A 20,103-nucleotide genomic window follows, 5' to 3' on the forward strand; every position below is an offset into this window, starting at 1 on the left:
CACGACCCGCATGGCCCGCATGGCCCGCACGTCTACGCGAGCAGCTCGGCGAGCGAGCCGTCCATGTCGAGGGCGGCCAGCTCGCTGCCCGGCGGGACCAGCCGGTGCGCCCGCTCCAGCCAGGCCGCGACGACCGGCAGCGGCGCCTCCAGCAGCGCGTCCCCGGCCGGGGAGCTCAGCGCCATGCACAGCACGCTGCGCCGGCCCGAACGGGTCGGCCAGATCCGCACGTCGCCCTGGCCGCACGGGCGGAAGGTGCCCTCGACCAGCAGCTCGCGGGCGAACACCCAGGTCACCGGGGAGCCGGTGTCCAGGTGGAAGGTGATGTACACGGCGTACGGGTCGTGGCTGCCGTAGGTCAGCCGGGCCGGGACGGGGACGCTGTGCTCCGGGGAGAGCACCAGGTTCAGCTCCAGCTCGTGCTCCACGACGCTGACGGGGCGGTCCATGATCGTCTTCCTCTCTGCCTTCGGTTCGTGCCCGCTTCCGGGCCCTGTGACCTTTGAGAGGGCGGTCCGCGCCGGTTCTTACACACGTTTCCGGGATTTCTCCGGGAAGTTTCGGGCGGCGGGGTGTGGCGGTCCCGCCGCGCGTGGGCCCCTACCCCGGGCGGGCCTCCGCTGTCCGGGGAATCGTCAACTTTCCTTGGGGGCTCCGGCGAGGTACTACCCTTTGTAACTGTCCGGCGACTGTCCGCCTTCGGTGGCGCCCCCACGTGCCCCGAGCGCCCCGTACGCCCCGGGGTGTGCGCGGGCGCGGCGTGGCCCTGTGCTCGGACCGACCCGGTTCCGACCACGTTTCGATCTTTGGATCTGCCGAGGCCCGCCCCTCAACGGCCCTCGTCAAGGCCCGACAGGAGAGAAGACCCCCATGACGGACCGCTCCTTCGCCGCCGGCGGCGACCCGGCCGTCGCACCCGAGCCCGGCTACTACGCCGACCCGTCCATCCCCGGGTTCGTCCGCTACTGGGGCGGCTCGGCCTGGGTGCCGGGCACCAGCCGGCCCGCCCCCGTCGAGGGCGAGGTGCTGCAGCCGCCCCGGTACGCCACCCGGCGGCCCGCCCCCGCCCCCGCCCCCGCCCCCGCCCCCGACGTCGCGGCGGCGCGGGTGGTGCCGCCACCGGTGGTGCCGGTGCCGCCGGCGCGGTCGGAGTCGCCGGTGCCGCTGGTCGTGCCGGTGCCTTTGTCCGTGCCTGTTTCTGCGCCGGTGTCCGTGCCTGGTTCTGCGCCGGGGCCGGTGCCGGTGGTGCCCGTGCTGGACGGGCGGGAGGCTCCGGGGGCAGGGGACACCGGGCCGGTGTACCTGGACCAGACCACGGGCGGGGCGTCCTTCGTGGTCGGGCCGCGGGTCGCCGAGGTGATCGGCGGGCCGGTGTTCCGGATCGTCGAGCCCGCGCTGGAGGAGGCTCCCGGGGTGGGCGGTGCCGCCGAGGCCGGTGCCGGTGCCGACGCCGGAGCCTCGGGGTGGCAGGCGGATCCGCGGGCGCAGCGGGGCCTGATGGAGACCGGTGGGGCCCCGCGCTGGGTGTCCTGGGGGGTGCTTCCGGGGGCGCTCGAGGAGGAAGAGGGGCGTGCGGAGGGGGAGCGCGCTGCGGTTGCCGTGGAGGTGGCGGCGGCTGTCGCGCCCGCCATGACGGGCGCGGTCCGCGAGGTGGCGGCGCCGACCGCCGGGGCAGCCGTCGAACCGGCGGCCCAGGTGGTGGCCGAAGTGGCGCCCGGGCCCGGAGCGGGGGCCGGTCCCGGGTCGGCGCCGGTCCCGGCCGTCGTCGCCGCGTTGCCGGTGGTGCGGCCGGCCCGGGAGTCCGCCGTCCGTCGCCGACCGGCATCCCCGGCGCCCCTGGTGCCCGCCGGGCTGGGGCGGCGGCTGGCGGCCCGGGCGGTGGACGCCGCGGTGCTGCTGGTGGTCGCCGTCGCGGCCGGGATCCCGCTCGGCAGCTCGGTCTCCGACCACCTCCAGCAGAAGGTCGACCAGGCCAGGATGGCCAGCTCCCTCGCCCGCCGCCACGTGCAGGTCTGGCTGGTCGACGACGTGGTGCTGGCCAAGGTCGCCGCCCTGCTCGGCATCCTGGTGTTCGTCAGCCTCGTCTACGAGGTGCTGCCGATCGCCCGGACCGGCCAGACCTTCGGCAAACGCCTGGCCCGGATCCGGGTGGTGGACGCCGGTGCCCCCGGCGGACGGACCACCCGGCTGAGCCTCGGCCGCTCGCTGCTGCGGTGGGTCGTCCGGCAGCTCGGCACGGTGCTGCTGCTCGGCCTGGTCTGGCCGGTGTTCGACCGGTCGGCCCGGCGCGGCTGGCAGGACCGGGCGGCCCGGACCAGGGTGGTCCGCAGCTGAGCCGGCCGTTGCGGTCCTGGGTGCCCGGGTGCCCGGGTGCCCAGGTGCCCGGGTGGCGTTCGCCGGGTCGCCGATCGAGCTGCGTGACAGCAAAACGGACAAAATGTCCCAAAAGCTGAGAATCCTCGATGTTCTACTCGGGGGATGAGCACCCACGACCCCTCAGGCCCCCAGCCGGAGGGGGGCGGTCCGCCCTCCTTCGACAAGCAGCCCCCCACCCCGGGCGGCGGCACGCCGGACGGCGAACCGCCACGACCCGCCCCGTCCGGCGCCCCCGGGGAGGGCCCCGGCGCCTACCAGGGCAGCTACGGCGGACCGACCCCCGGTCAGAACCCCTACGGCCAAACGCCCTACGGCGGACAGCCCTACGACCAGCCCCCACCCGGCCACGGCCCCGACTCCGCCCCGTACGGCACCCCCAGCGGCGGACCCGTCCCCGGCATGCCGCCGATCGGCACCTGGCCCAAGCGGATCGTCGCCCGCCTCATCGACTACGTCCTGATGCAGGCCATCGGCGTCATCGTCATCGGCCCCTTCGTCGACCTCAGCACCCGGGAGGGCACCACCGAGGCCTTCTGGCTCGGCTGCGCCGTCTACCTCGTCTACGAGGCGCTGATGCTCAGCCGGGACGGCCAGACCCTCGGCAAGAAGGCCATGAAGATCCGCGTCGCCATGCTGATCGACGGCAACTCGCCGACGCAGTCCGCCGCGTGGACCCGGGCCGCCGTCTACATCCTCCCGGCCGTGCTCTGCTGCGCCGCCGTGTGGTGGGTCATCGACGGCCTCTTCGGCGTCTTCGACAAGCCCTACCGGCAGTGCCTCCACGACAAGGCCGCGAAGACCGTCGTGGTCACCACCGAGATCTGACCGCGACAGCGCTGATCCGTCGCCCCGTCGCCCCGTCGACCCGTCGATCAGCTGATCGGCGGATCAGCGCTGCCGGGCGTACTCGCGCCCGGCAGCGGCCGCGGAGGCCCCGGAGCGGTCGCCGACCGCCGCCGAGCGGGCGGACACCGCCATCGAGAGCACCGTCACCACGGTGCCGAGCGCCAGCGCGAACCCCACCAGCACCGCGACCTCCAGGACGCCCGAGGCGCCCGAGACGGCCAGCAGCGCCACTGTGGTGGCGACGACGGTGAACGAGCCGAGGCAGAACTGGGCAGCGGACGGACGTGGCATGGCGGGGGGTCCTTCGCACGTCGGGGGAAACGGGCGGGAATGATGCCGGTGCCAGAAGTCCTACCCGGCAAGGGAGTTCGGCACGACCAGGCTAGCCCGCGAGGCCGGGGGCACAGGGGGCGCACGGGCTCACCCCGGGGTCGTCCGCACCCCTCGGTACGGTGGAACCCGTCCGACACCACGCAGACCCGGGGGAACCGACCGTGCCCATCCCCACCGACTGGCCCACCACCGAGGCCCAGGCGCTCGCCGAACAGGAACGACTGCGGCCGCTCGTCCGCGCCCAGGACGACGGCACCCCCGGCCCGCTCATCGCCGGAGTCGACGTCGCCTACGACGACGACCACGACCTCGTCGTCGCCGCCGCCGTCCTCCTCGACCGGGACACCCTGGACGTCGTCGAGGAAGCCACCGCCGTCGGCCGGATCGCCTTCCCCTACGTCCCCGGACTGCTAGCCTTCCGCGAACTCCCCGCCGTCCTCGACGCGCTGGCCGCCCTCACCCGCACCCCCGACACCGTCGTCTGCGACGGATACGGCCTCGCCCACCCCCGCCGCCTCGGCCTCGCCAGCCACCTCGGCGTCCTCACCGGACTGCGCACCCTCGGCGTCGCCAAGACCCCCTTCACCTTCGACCACCACGACCCCGAGGCCGCACGCGGCTCCTGGACCCCGCTCACCGACCCCGTCACCGGCGAAGAGGTCGGCCGCGCGGTGCGCACCCAGCCCGGCGTCAAACCCGTCTACGTCTCCGTCGGCCACCGCATCGGCCTCGACACCGCCGTCCGCACCACCCTCGACCTCGCCCGCCGCTACCGCCAACCCGAGACCACCCGGCACGCCGACTCCCTCTGCCGCCGCGCCCTCGCCGAAGCCCTGCAGACCAGGACGCCCTCGAACTGACCGTGCACCGGGCGGGGTTCCGACCCGGTGTGTTAGACATGGGACACCGGGGCCCGGGCCCCGAAGGCCAGGAACGGACGCACGGGGGGCGCCGCAATGGGAACAGGGACCGGTTCGACCGGCGGGGCCAACCAGGGCTACCGGGTCGAGATCGAGCAACTGCGCACGTTCGCCGGGCAGGTACGGCTGCTGTTGAAGGAATTCGAGAAGGACGCCAACGGCAGCACCACCCACGGACGCAGCGGCATCGGCAAGACCGCCTTCGGCACCTTCGCGGAGGCGACGGAGATCCACGGCCGCTACAGCACCATGCGGGACGCCCTGCGGGACGTGCTGAACCAGCTCCAGCAGGCGATCGATCAGGCCCAGAAGAAGGCAGAACTCACCGCGACCAACTACGAGGAGCAGGACCAGCACGTGGGCACGAAGCTCAAGCTGGCCGGCGACGGTTGGTCCGTGTCCGATCCCTCGGCCACCAGCCAGGTCGCGTACCAGGCCAACCAGGTCCCGTCCCGGCGTGGCAACGCCACCATCTGACCGATCGCCCGACCGGAGGTGAACAACCCGTGACCTACACCGATTTCACCAAGTACAGCCATGCCGATCTCCGCACGATGGCACAGGCCCTCGACCCCGGCGCGGTGATGGCCGCCGGCGACCCCTGGCGCAAGGCGGCGACCACGCTCAAGGAGATCCGCAAGACCCTCACCAACGTGAGCACCGAGGCGGCCACCTCCTGGGAGGGCACCAGCAGCGACTCCTTCCACACCTCGATGCTGACCCTCGCCACCAACATCAACGAGGCCGCCGCGTACGCCAACGACGCGGCCAACACGCTGCACAACATGTCCGAGGCGATGGCGACGGCCAAGCGCACCATGCCCGAGGAACCGGGCAGCTGGGACCAGTTCAAGGACAAGGTCGGGGACTTCTTCAGCAGCGAGGACGACCACATCCAGCTCACGGACCAGAAGAAGGCCGAAGCGGCAGCCGTCATGCAGACCCTCGCGATGCACTACCGCATCGCGACACCTGCCTTGAAGGCTCCGCCGTTGCCGGATTCCAAGCGGCGGGTGACGGTCGACGATCCTGACTCGGGGGCGCAGAACGACCAGAGTGGGGCGGCAGCCATGGCGGCTGCAGTCGTGTCGGGAACGTCCTTCGGAGCCGGGGGTACGACGCGGTCGGCAACTGTCACTGCACCACAGCGGCCCAGGTCTGCTGCTCCATCGATGGTGTCCGGCTCTGCATCACGGAGCGTGGCCGTCCCGACTGACTCTGGGATCAAGGGGGGTACGCCGCAAGCCTCGCCGAGGCCGTCGACCGCCGAGAGTCGTGGTCCTGGTGCGGGTATCTCGGGTGCTCCGGTCTCCTCTCCGAGTGGGAGTGTGCCGAGCCCTGTCACCTCGGGGACCCAGACGTCCGGTCTGAACACGACGACACCCACAGGTCCGGGGAACGGACCGATCGTTGGCGGTGGTGGTCAGGCAACCGCAAGCCCTACGAGGCCGACCACGCCGAGTTCTCCGGTTGCCTTCGGCATCGGCGGCAAGGAGTTCCCTGGCGGCGCCACGCCGGTGGAGGGCACGAGCCCACGCGAGGGGCGAGCCGTCGCTACCGGCCGCGGCGATGCAGCCTACCCGGGGGCCGGAGCCGGGGGCCGGGGGGTGTCCGGCGCCAAACAGATCGGTGGATCTCTGGCCCGACCTGGTGGGGCTGTCCGTGAGACAGCGCCTCCGGCTCCTGGGACGGGAGGCAAGCAGGCCTTCACGGAGGGCGGGTCCGGGCTGGGGGCTCGGAGTCGGCTAGGCGTCGAACCTGGGTCCCGTGGCCCAGGCGTCATGTCTCCCGGGATGCCGATGAGTGAGGCACAGCGCCGGAAGAAGGACCGAGGTAAGGACGGCAAGCGGCCGGACTACCTCGTTGAAGACGAGGAGACCTGGGCGTCGGACAAGCGGGCCAATCCGAACGTGGTGGAATGAGACCGGTCCGCAAGCGGACGAGTGATCTGATCGCATCCCGCAGGTCGGTGATCTGCGGGATGCCTCGTTGAGTGGGGTGACCGGATTTGGCGAGCCGCTGGTTGGCGCGCGGTGCAGTGACTCTCGCCGCTGGGGCACTGATGTCGGGTGTCGCTGTACCGACGGCATCTGCTGACCAGATCAGGGACCAGCAGTGGGCTCTGAAGACCTTCGAAGCAGAGGCGAAGGTCTGGGCGGTGAGCGAGGGCGACGGGGTGGTCGTCGCGGTGATCGACACTGGGGTGAACCAAGATCACCAGGATCTTGCCGGGCAGGTGCTTCCCGGGGCGGACTTCTCCGGAGGGAACACGGACGGTCGTGTGGACAGCGACGGGCACGGCACCGGGATGGCAAGCCTGATCGCAGGTCATGGCCACGGGGCGCAGGCCGGGGTCATGGGGTTGGCCCCGAAGGCGAAGATCTTGCCGGTGAAAGTGGGGACGGCCGGCGACGGCCCCAGTGCTCAGCCGACCCTCGACTCTCAACAGCACGATCTGGCAGATGCAATTCGATTTGCGGCGGACCATGGTGCGAAGGTCGTCAATGTCTCCCTCGCGGGTGACTCCCGCTTCGACTCAAATCTGCGGAACGCCGTCAACTATGCCGTCTCGAAAGACGTTGTGCTGGTCGCCGGGACGGGCAACACCGGGGCGCAGAACGATGTCCAGTATCCGGCTGCTTTCCCGGGGGTAGTGGCCGTAGGGGCGGTGGATTCCAGCGGGGGTGTGTGGGAGAAGTCCACAGCCGGCCCAGAGACCACGCTCGTCGCGCCCGGTGTGAAGATCTACCGTGCCACGGCGAAGTCCTCGACGAGTTACAGCGAGGCGAGCGGCACTTCGGACTCCACCGCCTACGTATCCGCCACTGCCGCGCTCATCCGCTCCAAGTACCCCACCCTGTCCGCGGGGCAGGTGATCAACCGGTTGATCAAATCCGCCACCCCGCCTGCCAACGGCACGGTGGTGCCCAACAACCACTACGGCTACGGCCTCCTTGCCCCAGGGAAGGCGTTGGAGCCGAACCCCGCGGTGGACAACGGGCCCAAGGAGAACCCCTTGGTGAAGCGGCCAGAGTCGAAGGGCGCACCGCCGAGCGATGACGACACCGACGCGACCGACCAGCCCTCGGCCGTTCCCGGGGCCACGTCCGGCGGTGAGGGTGGTGATGGCACTGGGCTGGTGATCGTCGCTGGTGCTGCCGGTGTGGTGGTGGTCGGGGTGTCGGTGGTTGCGGTGCTGGTGAGGAGGGGCCGGAGACGGAGGATGGCAGAGGGGCCGTTTCCGCCGCAGTCGCCCTACGGTGGCGCAGGTCAGTGAGTGCTGAGCCAGCAGACGGACGGGTGATCTGATCGCATCCCCGCAGGTCGGTGATCTGCAGGATGCCTCGTTGAGTGGGGTGACCGGGGTTGACGAGCCGCTCGTTGGCACGTGGTACGGCGGTCCTTGCGGCTGGGGCGCTGGTCTGGGCCGTCGCCGCGCCGGCGGCTCTGGCCGATGAGGTCAGGGACAAGCAATGGGCTCTCAAGACCTTCCAGGCCGACGCGAAGGTCTGGCCGGTGAGTCAGGGCGAGGGTGTCACTGTTGCGGTGATCGACAGCGGGGTGAATCCGGACCACCATGACCTGATCGGGCAGGTGCTTCCGGGGGCTGACTTCTCCGGTGCCAAGTCGGACGGTCGTACTGACACGGACGGTCACGGTACTGGCATGGCGAGCCTGATCGCGGGCCACGGACACGGCGCCCAAGCCGGAGTGATGGGGCTGGCTCCCAAGGCGAAGATCCTGCCGGTGAAGGTGCGCACGAGTGACGGCGGTCCTGTTCCCGGCCAGAACGACCTGGCGGCGGCGATCCGCTTCGCGGTGGACAACCAGGCGAAGGTGATCAATATGTCCATCGTGGGATCGTCGCGCTTCGACACCCAGGCGCGGAAGGCCGTTGCGTACGCGGTGTCGAAGGACGTCGTCCTGGTCGCGGGTACGGGCAACGACGGTTCGACCCAGGGGGTCGGGTACCCGGCGGCCTTCCCAGGGGTAGTGGCCGTAGGGGCAGCGGACTCCAAGGGGGTCGTCTGGGACGACTCCACCTCAGGCTCCGAGACCACGCTCATCGCACCTGGCGTGGGGATCTACCACGCCTCGGTGAAATCGCCGACGAGCTATGTGACCGCCGACGGCACGTCCGATTCCACCGCCTACGTCTCGGCCACCGCGGCGCTCATCCGGTCCAAGTATCCGAGCCTGTCCGCCGGGCAGGTGATCAACCGGATGATCAAGTCGGCGACACCTCCCGCAGACGGTACGGCGGTGCCGAACAACCGCTATGGCTACGGAACGGTGTCCCCGGCAAGGGCATTGGAGCCGAACTCCGCTGTGGACAACGGGTCGACGGACAACCCGTTGGTGAAGCGGCCGGAGACGAAGGGCGCGCCGCCGGTCGACGACGACAGCGACGCGACGGACGCGCCGTCCGTGGCGCCCGTGGTGCCTGAGGCCGGCGGCAGCAGCGGCAGTGGGCTGGTGATCGGCGTCGGTGCGGCCGGTGTTGTGGTGGTGGGGGCGGTGGTCGCCGCGGTGGTGCTGCGGCGGCGGGGGCGGCGGGGGGTTGAGGGGGCGCCGTACGGTGGGGGCGGTCAGTGAGTGCTGAGCCAGTCGTCGCGTAGGGCGGCCATGTGGAGGACGTCCCAGTAGCGGTCGTCCCAGTGGTGGGCCTGGCGGGCGCGGCCTTCGAGGACGAAGCCGGCCTTGGTGTAGGCGCGGGCGGCGCGTTCGTTGTACTCGAAGACGTCGAGGTGGACGCGGTGGAGGCCGACGGTGGCGAAGGCGTGGCGGAGGACCAGGACGGTGGTCTCGGTGCCGATGCCGCGGCCGACGCTGTCGGGGGTGAGGGCGATCCGGTAGTCGGCGGAGTTGTTGTCCGGGTCGACGTTGGTGAGGGCGGTGTCGCCGAGGAAGCGGCCGGTGGTCGGGTCCTCGACGGCGAGGTCGAGCCGGTCGGGGTGGTCGGCGCGGGTGGCGCACCACTGGGCGATCTGGTCGCGGGTGAAGGCGGTGCGGGTGCCGGTGAGGCGGTTGGTCTCCTGGTCGGTGCAGTGCGCCCACAGCGGGTCGGTGTGCCGGGCCGCCAGGGGGACGAGGCGGATGGTGGGGCCGTGCAGGGTGGGTTTCACCGCGAGGGCTGAGAGGTCCGTGGCCATGGTGCCCAGGATGCCCGGTGGGGCCGGTTCGTGCCGGGATTTTCGGTGCGGGGCCTATGCGGCGACGGCGATCTGCTGCCGGTGGTGGGTGGGGGTGGTGAGTTGGTCGACGATGGCGAGGGCGAGGTCGGCCTGGGCGATCCGGGGGCCGAGGACGTGGGGGCCGCCGATCCGGTAGCGGCCGGTGCCGGGGGCGGTGCGGTCGAGGTCCATGGGCGGGGTGACGACGACCCAGTCGAGGGTGGCGGGGGAGTCGTGGAGCAGGTCGAGGGCGGCGGAGTGGCCGAGGGAGAAGGTGCGGTAGGCGTCGGGGAAGGCGGGGTCGTCGTGGACGGCGACGCCGGGGGCGGTCTGCAGGGTGGTGGCGATGCCGACGCTGAGCAGCCGGGGGACGCCGGCGCGGCCGAGGCCGTCGACGAGGGCGCTGGTGGCGGCGCGGTAGAACTCGGTGGACGGGGTGTCGGGGGTGTAGACGGAGCTGACGGCGGCGGGGTGTCCGGGGGCGGTGGCGGCGACGGCGGCCGGGTCGGTGACGTCACAGCGCACCAGGGTGACGCCCCCGCCGGCGAGGTCGGCGTGGCGCTCGGGGTCGCGGACGGCGGCGGTGACGGTGAGGCCGCAAGTGGGCCTGGCGGATCATCCGTTGCCTGGAGGGCGGGCCGCGCCGGTTCTCGGAGCTGCGGGTGCCGTTGGCGGGCATCACGGCGAAGGTGCTGGCGGAGTCGCTGCGTTCGATGGAGCAGGACGGCGCGGTGGTCCGGACCGAGTACGCGGAGAATCCGCCGCGGGTCGAGTACGCGCTGACGCCGTTGGGGCGGACCCTGCTGGGGCCGATGGACGCGGTGTGCGAGTGGAGCCGGGAGAATCTGGGCAGCCTGCTGGCGGCCCGGCTGGAGTACGAGCGGGCCGGGGGCTGATCGCGCCGGGGCTGATCGTGCCGCGCACCGCTCGGACGGGTGCCGATCGGACGGGCGCCGGCCTGGCAGCATTTCGGCGGTCGCTGGCGGCCTTGGCGCTGGTGGGGCCGGGTGCGGGGCGGCCATGCTGGGCCCATGAGCACTCCTGACCAGCACCTCGCGAACCCCGTCGACGCCAGCACTTCCGCCCCGGGCACCCCCGCCCCGGGCACCCCCGCCCCCAGCGCCCCGGACGCGATCGTCCCGGACGCCAAGGACTGGACCTGGGTGCTCGAACGCGCCTGCCCCGACTGCGGGTTGGACACTCCGGCGGTGGCCCCGACGGAGGTCGCCGCGATGGTCCGGGCGAACGCCGAGGCCTGGCTGGCGGTGCTGGCGGGGGACGAGGACGGGCTGCGCCGTCGGCCGGCTCCGGGGGTGTGGTCGGACCTGGAGTACGCCTGCCACGTCCGGGACGTCTTCCGGCTGTTCCTGGTCCGGCTGGACCTGATGCTCGACCAGGACGGCCCGCTCTTCCCGAACTGGGACCAGGACGAGACCGCGGTCGCCGAGCGCTACCGGGAGCAGCGGCCGCAGGTGGTGGCCGGGGAGCTGGCGGAGGCCGCGGCGGCGTTGGCGGCGGCGTTCGGGGCGGTGTCGGGGGAGCAGTGGGAGCGGACCGGGAGCCGCAGCGACGGGGCGCGCTTCACCGTCGGGTCCTTCGCCCGCTACCTGATCCACGACCCGGTGCACCACCTGTTCGACGTGACGGGCGAGCGGGTCTGACCCCGGTCGCCGCGGTTCACCAGCCGGAGGCCTCGCGGAGCATGGTGCGCCGGAGCCGGCCCGCGACGCTGGCGGTGTCGGTACCGATGACGTCGGCGATCTCGGGGGCGGCGAGGCCGACGACGTAGTGCAGGATCGCCAGGTCGTCGTCGGCGGGGTGGCGGTCGGGGACGGGGATCTCCTGCGGGGTGTGTTCGGCGACGGTGCCGCGCAGGATCTGCCAGGCGAGCGCGGTCGGGTTGGGGCTGGTGAGCAATTCCCGCCACTGGACGGCGATTTCGGCGAACGCCTGTTGGACGGCGGTGGCCGCTTCGGCGTGCTCGGTCAGCCACACCCGGGCGTAGCTGAGGTACCGGGGGCGGTGGAGTTCGCAGAAGGCCGCGAACTCCAGCGGTACGTCCTCCGGTTCGCCGGGCCCCGGGGGTGGCTCGGCGGCGCTCGTGTGACGGTTGGTCATCTCGTCTTCTCGGAAGGGGAGATGGGTTTCTGACGGTCGATCATCTGTGCTCACTCTACGGTAGGCCCTCGGTGCGCTGGGTGACCAATCCGATGGAATGCCTGGAACCCGCTGCGGCGCGTCCGGTTCCGGTGACGGGCGGTGCGGCGCGGCGGCGGTACTGCCGGTGGAGGCCGGTGAAGGGCCGGTCGAGGGCCGGTCGAGGGCTGGTGGTGGGTCGACCGGGGCCGCCGGGGCCCGGCCGGGGGAGTGCTGCACAGTGGTGCGGTGGCGCGGGTGCGAGCGTGTCGCAGCTGGTCAGGGGGTGTGGGACGGCAGGGGTCGCACGGCAGTTGAGGTGCCACCGTAGGGCCTGCCGGGTCCGGCGTCCACGCCCAGGGCGCGAAGCCGGGGCCGCACAACCGTCTGCGCAACCGCGCTCACGACGGGGGTTGCGCCGGGCCGGATGGCGGGGGGTGCGTCGAAAGCGCCCCGGCGGCCTGCGGCGACCGGGGCGCGGATCGGGGCGGGGAGGTGCCGCCCGGTCAGGGGGTCGGCCGGGCCTCCGTGGGGGCGATCAGGTCGTCGGCGGTGTTGCCGCGTTCGACCTGGGCGGGGAAGGACTCGACGGCCCGGCGCCGGGCCAGCTGGGCGGCCGTCGCGGCCGCTGCCGCGGCAGCCGCGGCGGCTCCGGCGGCGGCCTCCTCGCGCTCGCACCGGTGGGTGCCGGGCGCTGCGGTGGCCTGTGCGGCCGAGGGGTGACCGGCTGTGGCGTGTGCGCCCGCCGGAAACCCGTTGGCCGGATGCCCGTTGGTCGGGTGTCCGTTGGTCGGGTGTCCGTTGGTCTGGTGTCCGTTCGCCGGGTGGCTGTTGGCGAGGTGGCCGTTCGCCTGGTGTCCGCCCGCCGGATACCCGTTCGCCGCATGGCCGACGGCGTGCTGTCCGGCGGCGTGCGCCCCTCCGGCGTGCGTCGCGCCCGTGCGCGCCCCCGCCGCGCGTCGTCGGCGCCCGAGTTCCGCCCGTTCGGCGTGTTCCTCGGCCGCCTGTCTAGCGGCCAGGTAGGCCTGGACGGCGGCCATGCCGTAGACCGGCTGGATGAGCTGGTGGCCCTTGAAGAAGGGTCTGGCCGGGGCGAACCCGGCGGCGACCACGAGGTCGCGGATCTCTGCTATCTCGGCCTCGCTCCGGGCGGTGAAGCGGACCTCCCAGCCCTTCTTGTACGTATGGCCCTTCTCGCCGCTGCGGCGGGCCGGATCCGGGCGGCGGACGTACCCGGGCAGACGGCCGAGGCGGAGCTGGGCCGCGCGGAGGCCGGCGGTCTCGTCACGTGACATGACGTAAGCCTAGGCAATCCCGGAAGCGCGTTTGACGCCCCGGGGGTCCCTCGCCGTATGCCCTTGATCACTCTGGGTCAGACGACCAGGTCGGCGATCGTTTCCGATCAAACACGATAGCCATATGAACGTCATTTACTCCAAATGAGTGAGGGTATGAGGACTTTAGTGCAGGCTGATCCCGGTTTCGCGACGGTTGAGTAACAGTGCGTCAGGCAGTGGCACGGGGGGCGTGGCGGTTGGGGATGGTGGGCGCATGAACGAACGTAGTGAGCGATTCGTCGAGGGGCGCGCATGAGCTACCGGATCCCCTCGCCGCCGCCGTCCCTGGAGGAGCTGGCGAAGCGTCAGCAGAACGTCGTCACCGCGAGCCAGCTGCGCGCCCGGGGCGTGCCGGCCCGGGTCATCACCGAGCACTGCCGCCACGGCGGCCCCTGGCAGCGGCTGCTGCCCAGGGTCTACCTGCTCCAGTCCGGCGAGCCCACCCCGGAGCAGCGGATGTGGGCCGCGCTGCTGTACGCGGCGCAGAACGGCCGGGAGGAGGGCCGCCGGGAGGGTGCGGTGATCACCGGGGCGGCCGCGCTGGCGCTGTACGGCTTCGCCGCCGTGCCCCGGCTGCCCGCGGTGACCGGGGTGGACGTCCTGGTGCCCCGCCAGCGTCGGCTCAAGGACGCCGGCGAGGTGCGGATCCGGCGCACCGAACGGGAGTTGGTGGCCCGCTCGGTCCACGGGCTGGCCTGCGCTCCGGTGGCCCGGGCGGTCGCCGACGCGCTGGCCGAGTGGACGGCGGACGGGCTCCCGGTGGACGCTCCGGTGCCGGTGCGCGAGGTGCTCCGGGAGGCCGTCGCCCGCCCGGAGAACCGCTGCACGGTGCGGGAGTTGGCCGCCGAGCTGGTCGAGTCGGGGCTGACCGGGGAGCCCCGGGTGCGGGCCGCGCTGGACGAACTCCTGGCCGCCGAGCGGGAGTTCGTGCTGGAGCGGGTCGACCGGCTGGTGGACGAGTGGCTGCTGCCCGCCCCGCTGGTCGCCCCGGAGCTGCGGATGCGCGGCGGCACCTACATCGGTGTCCCGGACCTCTACTGGCCGGAGCAGGGCGTCGCGGTGGAGGTGGACTCGGACCTGCGCTGCGTCAGCGAGGGCGAGGCCGCCTGGGTGCGCGGCGGCCAGCACCGGATGGAGTACCTGGGGATCCGGGTGGTGTACGTCTCCGGCGCCCGGCTGGCCGCGGACCCGGAGGCGGTCGGCGGCGAGCTGCGCGAGGCCTACCGGGCGGGCGGGACGGACGTGGTGGAGCTGATGGTGGTCTGAGCACCGACCGCACCGACCGCACCGCTCGGGCGCGGGCCGGGTCCAGCAGGTCCGGCTCAGGCCGGCCGGACCACCGGCGCGCCGACCAGCTCGACCCCGGCCGCCCGCAGTTCCTCCAGCGCGGCGGCGGTGGTCTCCGGCGCCACCCCGGCGGTGAGGTCGAGCAGCACCCGGGTGGTGAAGCCGGCCCGGGCGGCGTCCAGGGCGGTGGCCCGGACGCAGTGGTCGGTGGCGATGCCGACCACGTCGATCTCGTCGACCTGCCGTTCGCGCAGCCACTCCACCGGGCCGCGGTTGTTCTCGTCCAGCCCCTCGAAGCCGCTGTAGGCCGCCGAGTAGGCGCCCTTGTCGAAGACCGCCTCGACCGCGCCGGAGATCACCGAGGGGGCGAAGTTGGGGTGGAAGCCCACGCCTTCGGTCCCGGCCACGCAGTGCACCGGCCAGCTGGAGACGTAGTCCGGCTCGGCGGAGAAGTGCCCGCCCGGGTCGATGTGGTGGTCCCGGGTGGCGAGGATGTGCTGGTAGCCGGCGGGGGACTCGGCGATCAGGTCGGTGATGGCGGCGGCCACCTCGGCGCCGCCCGGGACGGCCAGGCTGCCGCCCTCGCAGAAGTCGTTCTGCACGTCGACGACGATCAGTGCCCGGTGCATGGCTCGCATCCTCGGATGTGGGGGGCGGGTGCGCCCCGGTGGCGGGTCCCTCGCGAACGCCGGACGGCCGGGGAGGAACTCCAGGGGAACTCTACGGCTGACTCTAGGGAGTGGCGCGCGGCGGCGGAAGGCTTGGGGCCCGTCTTCGGGCCCGGCGGCCCACCGCCGGTCCGCGCGGCCGTCCGCGACGCTCCGCAGGAGTCGGCAGGTCTGTCGGCAGGTCGGCCAACCGGTCGTCTGCCGGCCAGCCGGCCGACCGGACCGCCGGTCAGTCGATCCAGCCGGCCGACCGGACCGCCGGTCAGTCGATCAGCTCGGTGGGGATGACCGGGTCCCCCTTGGAGAGCTGGGTGGCCGACAGCGGCAGCGCGGCCCGGGCCCGGACGTGGCGGTCGCGGGCGGCGGTCAGCGGCTCGCGGCCGACGGTCTCGCCGGCCAGGACCAGCGGCACCTGGACGAGGTGGGGCCGCAGTTCCTCGGGGATCGGCCCGGTGCCGACCACCTCGGCCTCGGCGACGCCCTCGGCGTCGGGTCGGCGGGCGGCCCACTTGCGGCCGCCGACGCTGGTCTTGCCGCCGGCCGCGCGCTTGGCGACCGGGACGAGCGGGCCGTCCGGGGTCTCGGCGCGGGCGACCAGCTTGTAGACCATGGCGCAGGTCGGGTGGCCGCTGCCGGTGACCAGGCTGGTGCCGACGCCGTAGCCGTCCACCGGGGCGGCGGCGAGGGCGGCGATGGCGTACTCGTCCAGGTCCGAGGTGACGATGATCCGGGTCTTCTCGGCGCCGAGTTCGTCGAGCTGACGGCGGACCCGGTGGGCGGCCAGGATGAGGTCGCCGGAGTCGATCCGGACGGCGCCGAGTTCGGGCCCGGCCACCTCGACGGCGGTGCGGACGGCCTCGTGCAGGTCGAAGGTGTCGATCAGCAGGGTGGTGCCCCGGCCCATCGACTCGATCTGGGCCCGGAAGGCGTCCCGTTCGCTGTCGTGCACCAGGGTGAAGGCGTGTGCGGAGGTGCCGGTGGTGGGGATGCCGTACCGGTAGCCGGCCTCCAGGTCGGAGGTGGCGGCGAAGCCGGCCACGTAGGCGGCCCGGGCGGCGGCGACGGCGGCCTGCTCGTGGGCCCGGCGGGCGCCCAGTTCGATCACCGGCCGGCCGCCGGCCGCGGCGGTCATCCGGGAGGCGGCGGCCGCGACGGCGGAGTCGAAGTTGAGGATCGAGAGGATCACCGTCTCCAGGATCACCGTCTCGGCGAAGCTGCCCTCGACGGTGAGCACGGGGGAGCCGGGGAAGTAGACCTCGCCCTCGGGGTAGCCGTGGATGTCGCCGCGGAAGCGGTAGTCGGCCAGGAACCGCAGGGTGTCCTCGTCCACCACGCCCTGCTCGGACAGCCAGTCCAGCTGGGCGGTGTCGAAGCGGAAGTTCTCGACGGCGTCCAGCACCCGGCCGGTGCCGGCCATCACGCCGTAGCGGCGGCCGCTGGGGAGGCGTCGGGTGAACGCCTCGAAGACGGAGCGGCGGTGCGCGGCCCCGCTGCGCAGGGCGGCCTGCAGCATGGTGAGCTCGTAGCGGTCGGTGAGCAGCGCGGTCGAACCGGCCGCGCGCACTGATGTGGCGTCCATGAGGATGATGCTACTACCACTTAGCGTCAGAGTGACGATTTCTCTCGTTGCGACCCGGGGCGGAATCGCCCGGGTGTCCCCCGGATGGCAGCATGGGGCGTGAGAAGTCACGGACGAGTGTGCAACGAGGAGGCCTGCCGGTGAGTGTCGCGCCCGTGGAGATCGAGCGCCCGGAGGTCGAAGGACTGCCGGTGGCGGAGCCGGACACGCCCTGGGTGACCATCGTGCACAACGACCCGGTCAACCTCATGAGCTACGTCCAGTACGTCTTCCAGGCCTACTTCGGCTATCCGAAGGACAAGGCCCGGAAGCTGATGATGGACGTGCACAGCAAGGGTCGGGCGGTGGTCTCCAGTGGCTCCCGCGAGGAGATGGAGCGGGACGTCCAGGCGATGCACGGCTACGGCCTGTGGGCGACGCTGCAGCACGACTGACCTCCCCTCCGGCGTACGACCGACCGGGCGACCGACTGACCGCCCGCCTCCCCGGCGGTGCGGGCGAAGACGACGAAGACGGGCTGACCGATACAGATGGCTGGGTTGTTCGAGAGCACCGGCGATGGTGGCGCGGCGATCGCGCTGGACGAGGTGGAGGCCTCCATCCTGCGCTCGCTGGAAGTGCAGATGCTGGAGCTGATCGGCCCCGGCCCGGGCGGGGAGAGCGACGACCCGCTGGCGGCGCTGTTCGCCGAGGGGCCGAGCGAGGCGCCCGCGGACCCGGCGCTGGCCCGGCTGTTCCCGGACGCCTACGGCGACCCGGCCGCGCCGGCCGACACCGAGGCGCAGGCCGCCTCGGCCGAGTTCCGCCGCTACACCGAGCTCGACCTGCGGGCCCGCAAGCGGGACGACGCGCTGCAGGTGGTCCGGTCGCTGGACGGCCTGGGCGGCGGCGGGGTGCTCAAGCTGCCGGCCCCCGACTGCCTGCGCTGGCTGGGCGCGCTCAACGACCTGCGGCTGACCCTCGGGGCGCGGCTGGAGATCACCGAGGAGGGCGAGCAGGGCCTCTACGGGCTGCCGGACGGCGACGAGCGCAAGCCGCTGGTGATGGCCTACCTGTGGCTCGGGGCGCTCCAGGAGTCGCTGCTGGAGGCGATCGCCGACTGACGGTGGAGCGGTTTCCTCCGCTTCGTCCGGCGATCCTGCCCGCTTTCGGGCAAGCCCCGGCCGTTCCGTCCAGCATGCGGACGATCGGCCGGGGCATTTTCGCATAAATCGGGCAAAACCTAGCAGGACATGCTCAAATATCGCTCAGATGAACACCGGTATCCGGATCGGGCGTGGTACGACTTCTCCCCACAAACGAGACCCACCAGGACGGTGACCATGGCCGAGCAGACCTACGACCAGGTGGTCGACGGGAAACCGGACGAAGAGGGCTACGAGCGGGGGCTCGGCAGCCGCCAGATCCAGATGATCGCGATCGGCGGCGCGATCGGCACCGGCCTCTTCCTCGGCGCCGGCACCGCGATCTCCAAGTCCGGGCCGAGCCTGATCCTCTCCTACGCGGTCGCCGGCCTGGTGATCTTCGCGATCATGCGCGCCCTCGGCGAACTCCTCACCTACCGCCCGGTCTCCGGCAGCTTCGCCGAGTACGCCCGGGAGTTCCTCGGCCCCTTCGCCGGCTACGTCACCGGCTGGACGTACTGGCTGTTCTGGGTCGTCACCGGCATGGCCGAGACCACCGCGGCCGCCGTGTACGTCAAGTTCTGGGCGCCCGGCATCCCGCAGTGGGCCAGCGCGTTGACCTTCCTGGTCATCCTCTACGCGGCCAACCTGATCTCGGTGAAGCTGTTCGGCGAGATCGAGTTCTGGTTCTCCATGGTCAAGGTCACCGCCATCATCGGCATGATCCTGATCGGCATCGGCGTGCTCACCCTCGGGTTCAGCAAGGCCGGTGACACCGCGTCGATCACCCACCTGTGGCAGGACGGCGGCTTCTTCCCCAAGGGCATCGGCGCCACCGTGATGACCCTGCAGATCGTCATGTTCGCCTACCTGGGCGTCGAACTCGTCGGCGTCACCGCGGGCGAGAGCGAGAACCCCGAGAAGACCCTGCCGCGCGCCATCAACACCCTGCCCTGGCGCATCGCGCTGTTCTACATCGGCGCCCTGGTGGTCATCCTCTCGCTGGTGCCGTGGCGGGAGTTCCAGCCCGGCGTCAGCCCGTTCGTCGCCGCCTTCGGCAAGATCGGCATCCCGGCCGCGGCCGGCATCATCAACTTCGTGGTGCTCACCGCGGCGCTCTCCTCCTGCAACTCCGGGATGTACTCCACCGGCCGGATGCTGCGCGACCTCGCCCTGCGCGGCCAGGCCCCCGGGCAGCTCACCAAGCTCAACAGCCGCCGCACCCCGGCCTTCGCGATCACCATCTCCTGTGTGCTGATGGGCGCCGGCGTGGTCCTCAACTACCTCGTCCCGGCACGGGCGTTCGAGTACATCACCTCGGTCGCCACGGTCTGCGGGCTGTGGACCTGGGCGATGATCCTGATCTCCCAGATCCGCTACCGCAAGGCCTGGCAGGCCGGCCACCTGCCGCCGCCCACCTTCAAGGCCCCCGGCGGCGCCTGGGTCAGCTGGGCCGCCCTCGCCTTCCTGGCCATGGTCGTGGTGCTGATCGCCCTGGACGCCGACAACCGGATCTCGCTGTACGTCTTCCCCGGCTGGGCGCTGGTGCTGGTGATCGGCTACCAGGTGCTCAAGCGCCGCAACCCGGAGTCCGTCCACGGCACCGCCCACGACCACCTGCACGCCCGCAACGGCGGCTGACACCCCCGGCGCGGCCGGGCGTCCGCGGGCCCGCGACCGGGTGGCGGACACCCGGCGACCGGGCCTCGGACGCCCCGGCGGACATCCGGTAGGGCGTGGCATCCTGGCCGACATGCTGACCATCACCCGAGAGATCCGCGACCGGATCGTGGCCCACGCCCGCGCCGACCACCCGGACGAGGCCTGCGGCGTGGTCGCCGGCCCGGCCGGCAGCGGCCGGCCCGAGCGGTTCGTCCCGATGCTCAACGCGGCCCGCTCGCCCACCTTCTACGAGTTCGACTCGGGCGACCTGCTCAAGCTCTACCGCGAGATGGACGACCTGGACGAGGAGCCGGTGATCGTCTACCACTCGCACACCGCCACCGAGGCCTACCCCTCCCGCACCGACGTGAGCTACGCCTCCGAGCCGTTCGCCCACTACGTCCTCGTCTCCACCGCCGAGGGAGCCGCCGAGGACGACCCCTACGAGTTCCGCTCGTTCCGCATCGTGGACGGCGAGATCACGGAGGAAGACGTCCAGGTCGTCGAGGCCCACCCGGCCTGACCGGCACCCACCCGGACCCGGGCGCCCCCCCCCCCCCCCCCCGGGGGGGGGGCCCCCCCGGGCCGGGGGGATAAAAGGAATGGGAAATGAATAATCACGTTGGCGGGGGCGGGCTGGTGGGGGGGGGCCCGGGAAGAT

General features: G+C 72.4%; 20 protein-coding genes and 2 pseudogenes. 14 read left to right on the top strand and 8 right to left on the bottom strand.

Annotated features, from left to right (window positions below):
- Positions 1-32: 32 nt before the first annotated feature.
- Entirely contained in the window at positions 33-449 is a 417-nt protein-coding gene (locus ACFWXO_RS05970; RefSeq protein WP_188307044.1) for an SsgA family sporulation/cell division regulator, read from the bottom strand.
- A gap of 421 nt (positions 450-870) precedes the next feature.
- Here ACFWXO_RS05970 and ACFWXO_RS05975 point away from each other — a divergent pair, with 421 nt between their 5' ends.
- Entirely contained in the window at positions 871-2,334 is a 1,464-nt protein-coding gene (locus ACFWXO_RS05975; protein ID WP_380522520.1) for an RDD family protein, read from the top strand.
- Between the two features lie 144 nt (positions 2,335-2,478).
- Positions 2,479-3,201: an RDD family protein gene (locus ACFWXO_RS05980; protein WP_380522521.1), complete on the top strand. Its 723-nt coding sequence runs from the start codon at positions 2,479-2,481 to the stop codon at positions 3,199-3,201.
- Positions 3,202-3,264: 63 nt separating this feature from the next.
- Here the strand turns inward: ACFWXO_RS05980 and ACFWXO_RS05985 are convergent, their stop codons facing one another.
- A complete protein-coding gene (locus ACFWXO_RS05985) occupies positions 3,265-3,513 on the bottom strand; it encodes a hypothetical protein (protein ID WP_380522522.1) in 249 nt (82 codons plus the stop codon).
- A gap of 203 nt (positions 3,514-3,716) precedes the next feature.
- Between ACFWXO_RS05985 and ACFWXO_RS05990 the strand changes: the two genes are divergently transcribed.
- From ACFWXO_RS05990 to ACFWXO_RS06010, 5 genes are all read left to right on the top strand, one after another.
- Positions 3,717-4,415 (top strand): endonuclease V, encoded by a 699-nt coding sequence (locus ACFWXO_RS05990; protein ID WP_380522523.1) that lies wholly within the window; start codon positions 3,717-3,719, stop codon positions 4,413-4,415.
- Positions 4,416-4,511: 96 nt separating this feature from the next.
- Positions 4,512-4,952: a hypothetical protein gene (locus ACFWXO_RS05995; protein ID WP_380522524.1), complete on the top strand. Its 441-nt coding sequence runs from the start codon at positions 4,512-4,514 to the stop codon at positions 4,950-4,952.
- Between the two features lie 29 nt (positions 4,953-4,981).
- Positions 4,982-6,397 (top strand): WXG100 family type VII secretion target, encoded by a 1,416-nt coding sequence (locus ACFWXO_RS06000; protein ID WP_380522525.1) that lies wholly within the window; start codon positions 4,982-4,984, stop codon positions 6,395-6,397.
- Positions 6,398-6,537: 140 nt separating this feature from the next.
- On the top strand, positions 6,538-7,752 hold the full coding sequence (gene mycP, locus ACFWXO_RS06005) for a type VII secretion-associated serine protease mycosin (protein ID WP_380522526.1): 1,215 nt from the start codon (positions 6,538-6,540) through the stop codon (positions 7,750-7,752).
- An 89-nt stretch (positions 7,753-7,841) separates the two neighbouring features.
- Positions 7,842-9,071 (top strand): S8 family serine peptidase, encoded by a 1,230-nt coding sequence (locus ACFWXO_RS06010; RefSeq protein WP_380522527.1) that lies wholly within the window; start codon positions 7,842-7,844, stop codon positions 9,069-9,071.
- Here the strand turns inward: ACFWXO_RS06010 and ACFWXO_RS06015 are convergent.
- Entirely contained in the window at positions 9,065-9,628 is a 564-nt protein-coding gene (locus ACFWXO_RS06015; protein WP_380522528.1) for a GNAT family N-acetyltransferase, read from the bottom strand. The two genes, ACFWXO_RS06010 and ACFWXO_RS06015, sit on opposite strands and share 7 nt — an antisense overlap.
- A gap of 54 nt (positions 9,629-9,682) precedes the next feature.
- Positions 9,683-10,186 (bottom strand): annotated as a pseudogene (locus tag ACFWXO_RS06020) (NAD(P)-dependent oxidoreductase); the annotation flags it as partial.
- Between the two features lie 68 nt (positions 10,187-10,254).
- Here ACFWXO_RS06020 and ACFWXO_RS06025 point away from each other — a divergent pair.
- Together ACFWXO_RS06025 and ACFWXO_RS06030 are read left to right on the top strand one after the other, a co-directional pair.
- Positions 10,255-10,545 (top strand): annotated as a pseudogene (locus ACFWXO_RS06025) (winged helix-turn-helix transcriptional regulator); the annotation flags it as partial.
- Between the two features lie 135 nt (positions 10,546-10,680).
- Positions 10,681-11,310, top strand: coding sequence for a DinB family protein (locus tag ACFWXO_RS06030; protein WP_380522529.1), 630 nt, complete (start codon positions 10,681-10,683; stop codon positions 11,308-11,310).
- Positions 11,311-11,326: 16 nt separating this feature from the next.
- Here the strand turns inward: ACFWXO_RS06030 and ACFWXO_RS06035 are convergent, their stop codons facing one another.
- On the bottom strand, positions 11,327-11,767 hold the full coding sequence (locus tag ACFWXO_RS06035; protein ID WP_375883069.1) for a hypothetical protein: 441 nt from the start codon (positions 11,765-11,767) through the stop codon (positions 11,327-11,329).
- Positions 11,768-12,291: 524 nt separating this feature from the next.
- On the bottom strand, positions 12,292-13,080 hold the full coding sequence (locus ACFWXO_RS06040) for a hypothetical protein (protein WP_380522530.1): 789 nt from the start codon (positions 13,078-13,080) through the stop codon (positions 12,292-12,294).
- Between the two features lie 294 nt (positions 13,081-13,374).
- Between ACFWXO_RS06040 and ACFWXO_RS06045 the strand changes: the two genes are divergently transcribed.
- On the top strand, positions 13,375-14,388 hold the full coding sequence (locus tag ACFWXO_RS06045) for a hypothetical protein (protein ID WP_375883072.1): 1,014 nt from the start codon (positions 13,375-13,377) through the stop codon (positions 14,386-14,388).
- A gap of 56 nt (positions 14,389-14,444) precedes the next feature.
- Here ACFWXO_RS06045 and ACFWXO_RS06050 read toward each other — a convergent pair whose 3' ends face one another.
- Positions 14,445-15,038, bottom strand: a complete 594-nt coding sequence (locus ACFWXO_RS06050; protein WP_375883075.1) for an isochorismatase family protein — start codon at positions 15,036-15,038, stop codon at positions 14,445-14,447.
- A gap of 301 nt (positions 15,039-15,339) precedes the next feature.
- On the bottom strand, positions 15,340-16,656 hold the full coding sequence (locus ACFWXO_RS06055; protein WP_380402776.1) for a nicotinate phosphoribosyltransferase: 1,317 nt from the start codon (positions 16,654-16,656) through the stop codon (positions 15,340-15,342).
- Between the two features lie 140 nt (positions 16,657-16,796).
- Here ACFWXO_RS06055 and clpS point away from each other — a divergent pair, with 140 nt between their 5' ends.
- The 4 genes from clpS to ACFWXO_RS06075 all read left to right on the top strand — a co-directional run bounded on the left by clpS (position 16,797) and on the right by ACFWXO_RS06075 (position 19,965).
- On the top strand, positions 16,797-17,090 hold the full coding sequence (clpS, locus tag ACFWXO_RS06060; protein WP_380522531.1) for an ATP-dependent Clp protease adapter ClpS: 294 nt from the start codon (positions 16,797-16,799) through the stop codon (positions 17,088-17,090).
- Between the two features lie 96 nt (positions 17,091-17,186).
- Positions 17,187-17,759, top strand: coding sequence for a DUF2017 domain-containing protein (locus tag ACFWXO_RS06065; RefSeq protein ID WP_380522532.1), 573 nt, complete (start codon positions 17,187-17,189; stop codon positions 17,757-17,759).
- A gap of 219 nt (positions 17,760-17,978) precedes the next feature.
- Entirely contained in the window at positions 17,979-19,421 is a 1,443-nt protein-coding gene (locus ACFWXO_RS06070) for an amino acid permease (protein WP_375883083.1), read from the top strand.
- A gap of 112 nt (positions 19,422-19,533) precedes the next feature.
- A complete protein-coding gene (locus ACFWXO_RS06075) occupies positions 19,534-19,965 on the top strand; it encodes a Mov34/MPN/PAD-1 family protein (RefSeq protein ID WP_375883086.1) in 432 nt (143 codons plus the stop codon).
- The last annotated feature ends 138 nt before the right edge of the window (positions 19,966-20,103 follow it).

Origin of the sequence: Kitasatospora sp. NPDC059088, from assembly GCF_042738155.1 — a bacterium.
In the GTDB taxonomy this organism is placed as follows: Bacteria; Actinomycetota; Actinomycetes; order Streptomycetales; family Streptomycetaceae; genus Kitasatospora.

Bases quoted from the DNA above. Each gene is read 5' to 3' on its own strand.
- ACFWXO_RS05970 (WP_188307044.1), bottom strand. From the start codon at position 449: ATGGACCGCCCCGTCAGCGTCGTGGAGCACGAGCTGGAGCTGAACCTG.
- ACFWXO_RS05975 (WP_380522520.1), top strand. From the start codon at position 871: ATGACGGACCGCTCCTTCGCCGCCGGCGGCGACCCGGCCGTCGCACCC.
- ACFWXO_RS05980 (WP_380522521.1), top strand. From the start codon at position 2,479: ATGAGCACCCACGACCCCTCAGGCCCCCAGCCGGAGGGGGGCGGTCCG.
- ACFWXO_RS05985 (WP_380522522.1), bottom strand. From the start codon at position 3,513: ATGCCACGTCCGTCCGCTGCCCAGTTCTGCCTCGGCTCGTTCACCGTC.
- ACFWXO_RS05995 (WP_380522524.1), top strand. From the start codon at position 4,512: ATGGGAACAGGGACCGGTTCGACCGGCGGGGCCAACCAGGGCTACCGG.
- mycP (WP_380522526.1), top strand. From the start codon at position 6,538: ATGTCGGGTGTCGCTGTACCGACGGCATCTGCTGACCAGATCAGGGAC.
- ACFWXO_RS06015 (WP_380522528.1), bottom strand. From the start codon at position 9,628: ATGGCCACGGACCTCTCAGCCCTCGCGGTGAAACCCACCCTGCACGGC.
- ACFWXO_RS06030 (WP_380522529.1), top strand. From the start codon at position 10,681: ATGAGCACTCCTGACCAGCACCTCGCGAACCCCGTCGACGCCAGCACT.
- ACFWXO_RS06035 (WP_375883069.1), bottom strand. From the start codon at position 11,767: ATGACCAACCGTCACACGAGCGCCGCCGAGCCACCCCCGGGGCCCGGC.
- ACFWXO_RS06040 (WP_380522530.1), bottom strand. From the start codon at position 13,080: ATGTCACGTGACGAGACCGCCGGCCTCCGCGCGGCCCAGCTCCGCCTC.
- ACFWXO_RS06045 (WP_375883072.1), top strand. From the start codon at position 13,375: ATGAGCTACCGGATCCCCTCGCCGCCGCCGTCCCTGGAGGAGCTGGCG.
- ACFWXO_RS06050 (WP_375883075.1), bottom strand. From the start codon at position 15,038: ATGCACCGGGCACTGATCGTCGTCGACGTGCAGAACGACTTCTGCGAG.
- ACFWXO_RS06055 (WP_380402776.1), bottom strand. From the start codon at position 16,656: ATGGACGCCACATCAGTGCGCGCGGCCGGTTCGACCGCGCTGCTCACC.
- ACFWXO_RS06065 (WP_380522532.1), top strand. From the start codon at position 17,187: ATGGCTGGGTTGTTCGAGAGCACCGGCGATGGTGGCGCGGCGATCGCG.
- ACFWXO_RS06070 (WP_375883083.1), top strand. From the start codon at position 17,979: ATGGCCGAGCAGACCTACGACCAGGTGGTCGACGGGAAACCGGACGAA.
- ACFWXO_RS06075 (WP_375883086.1), top strand. From the start codon at position 19,534: ATGCTGACCATCACCCGAGAGATCCGCGACCGGATCGTGGCCCACGCC.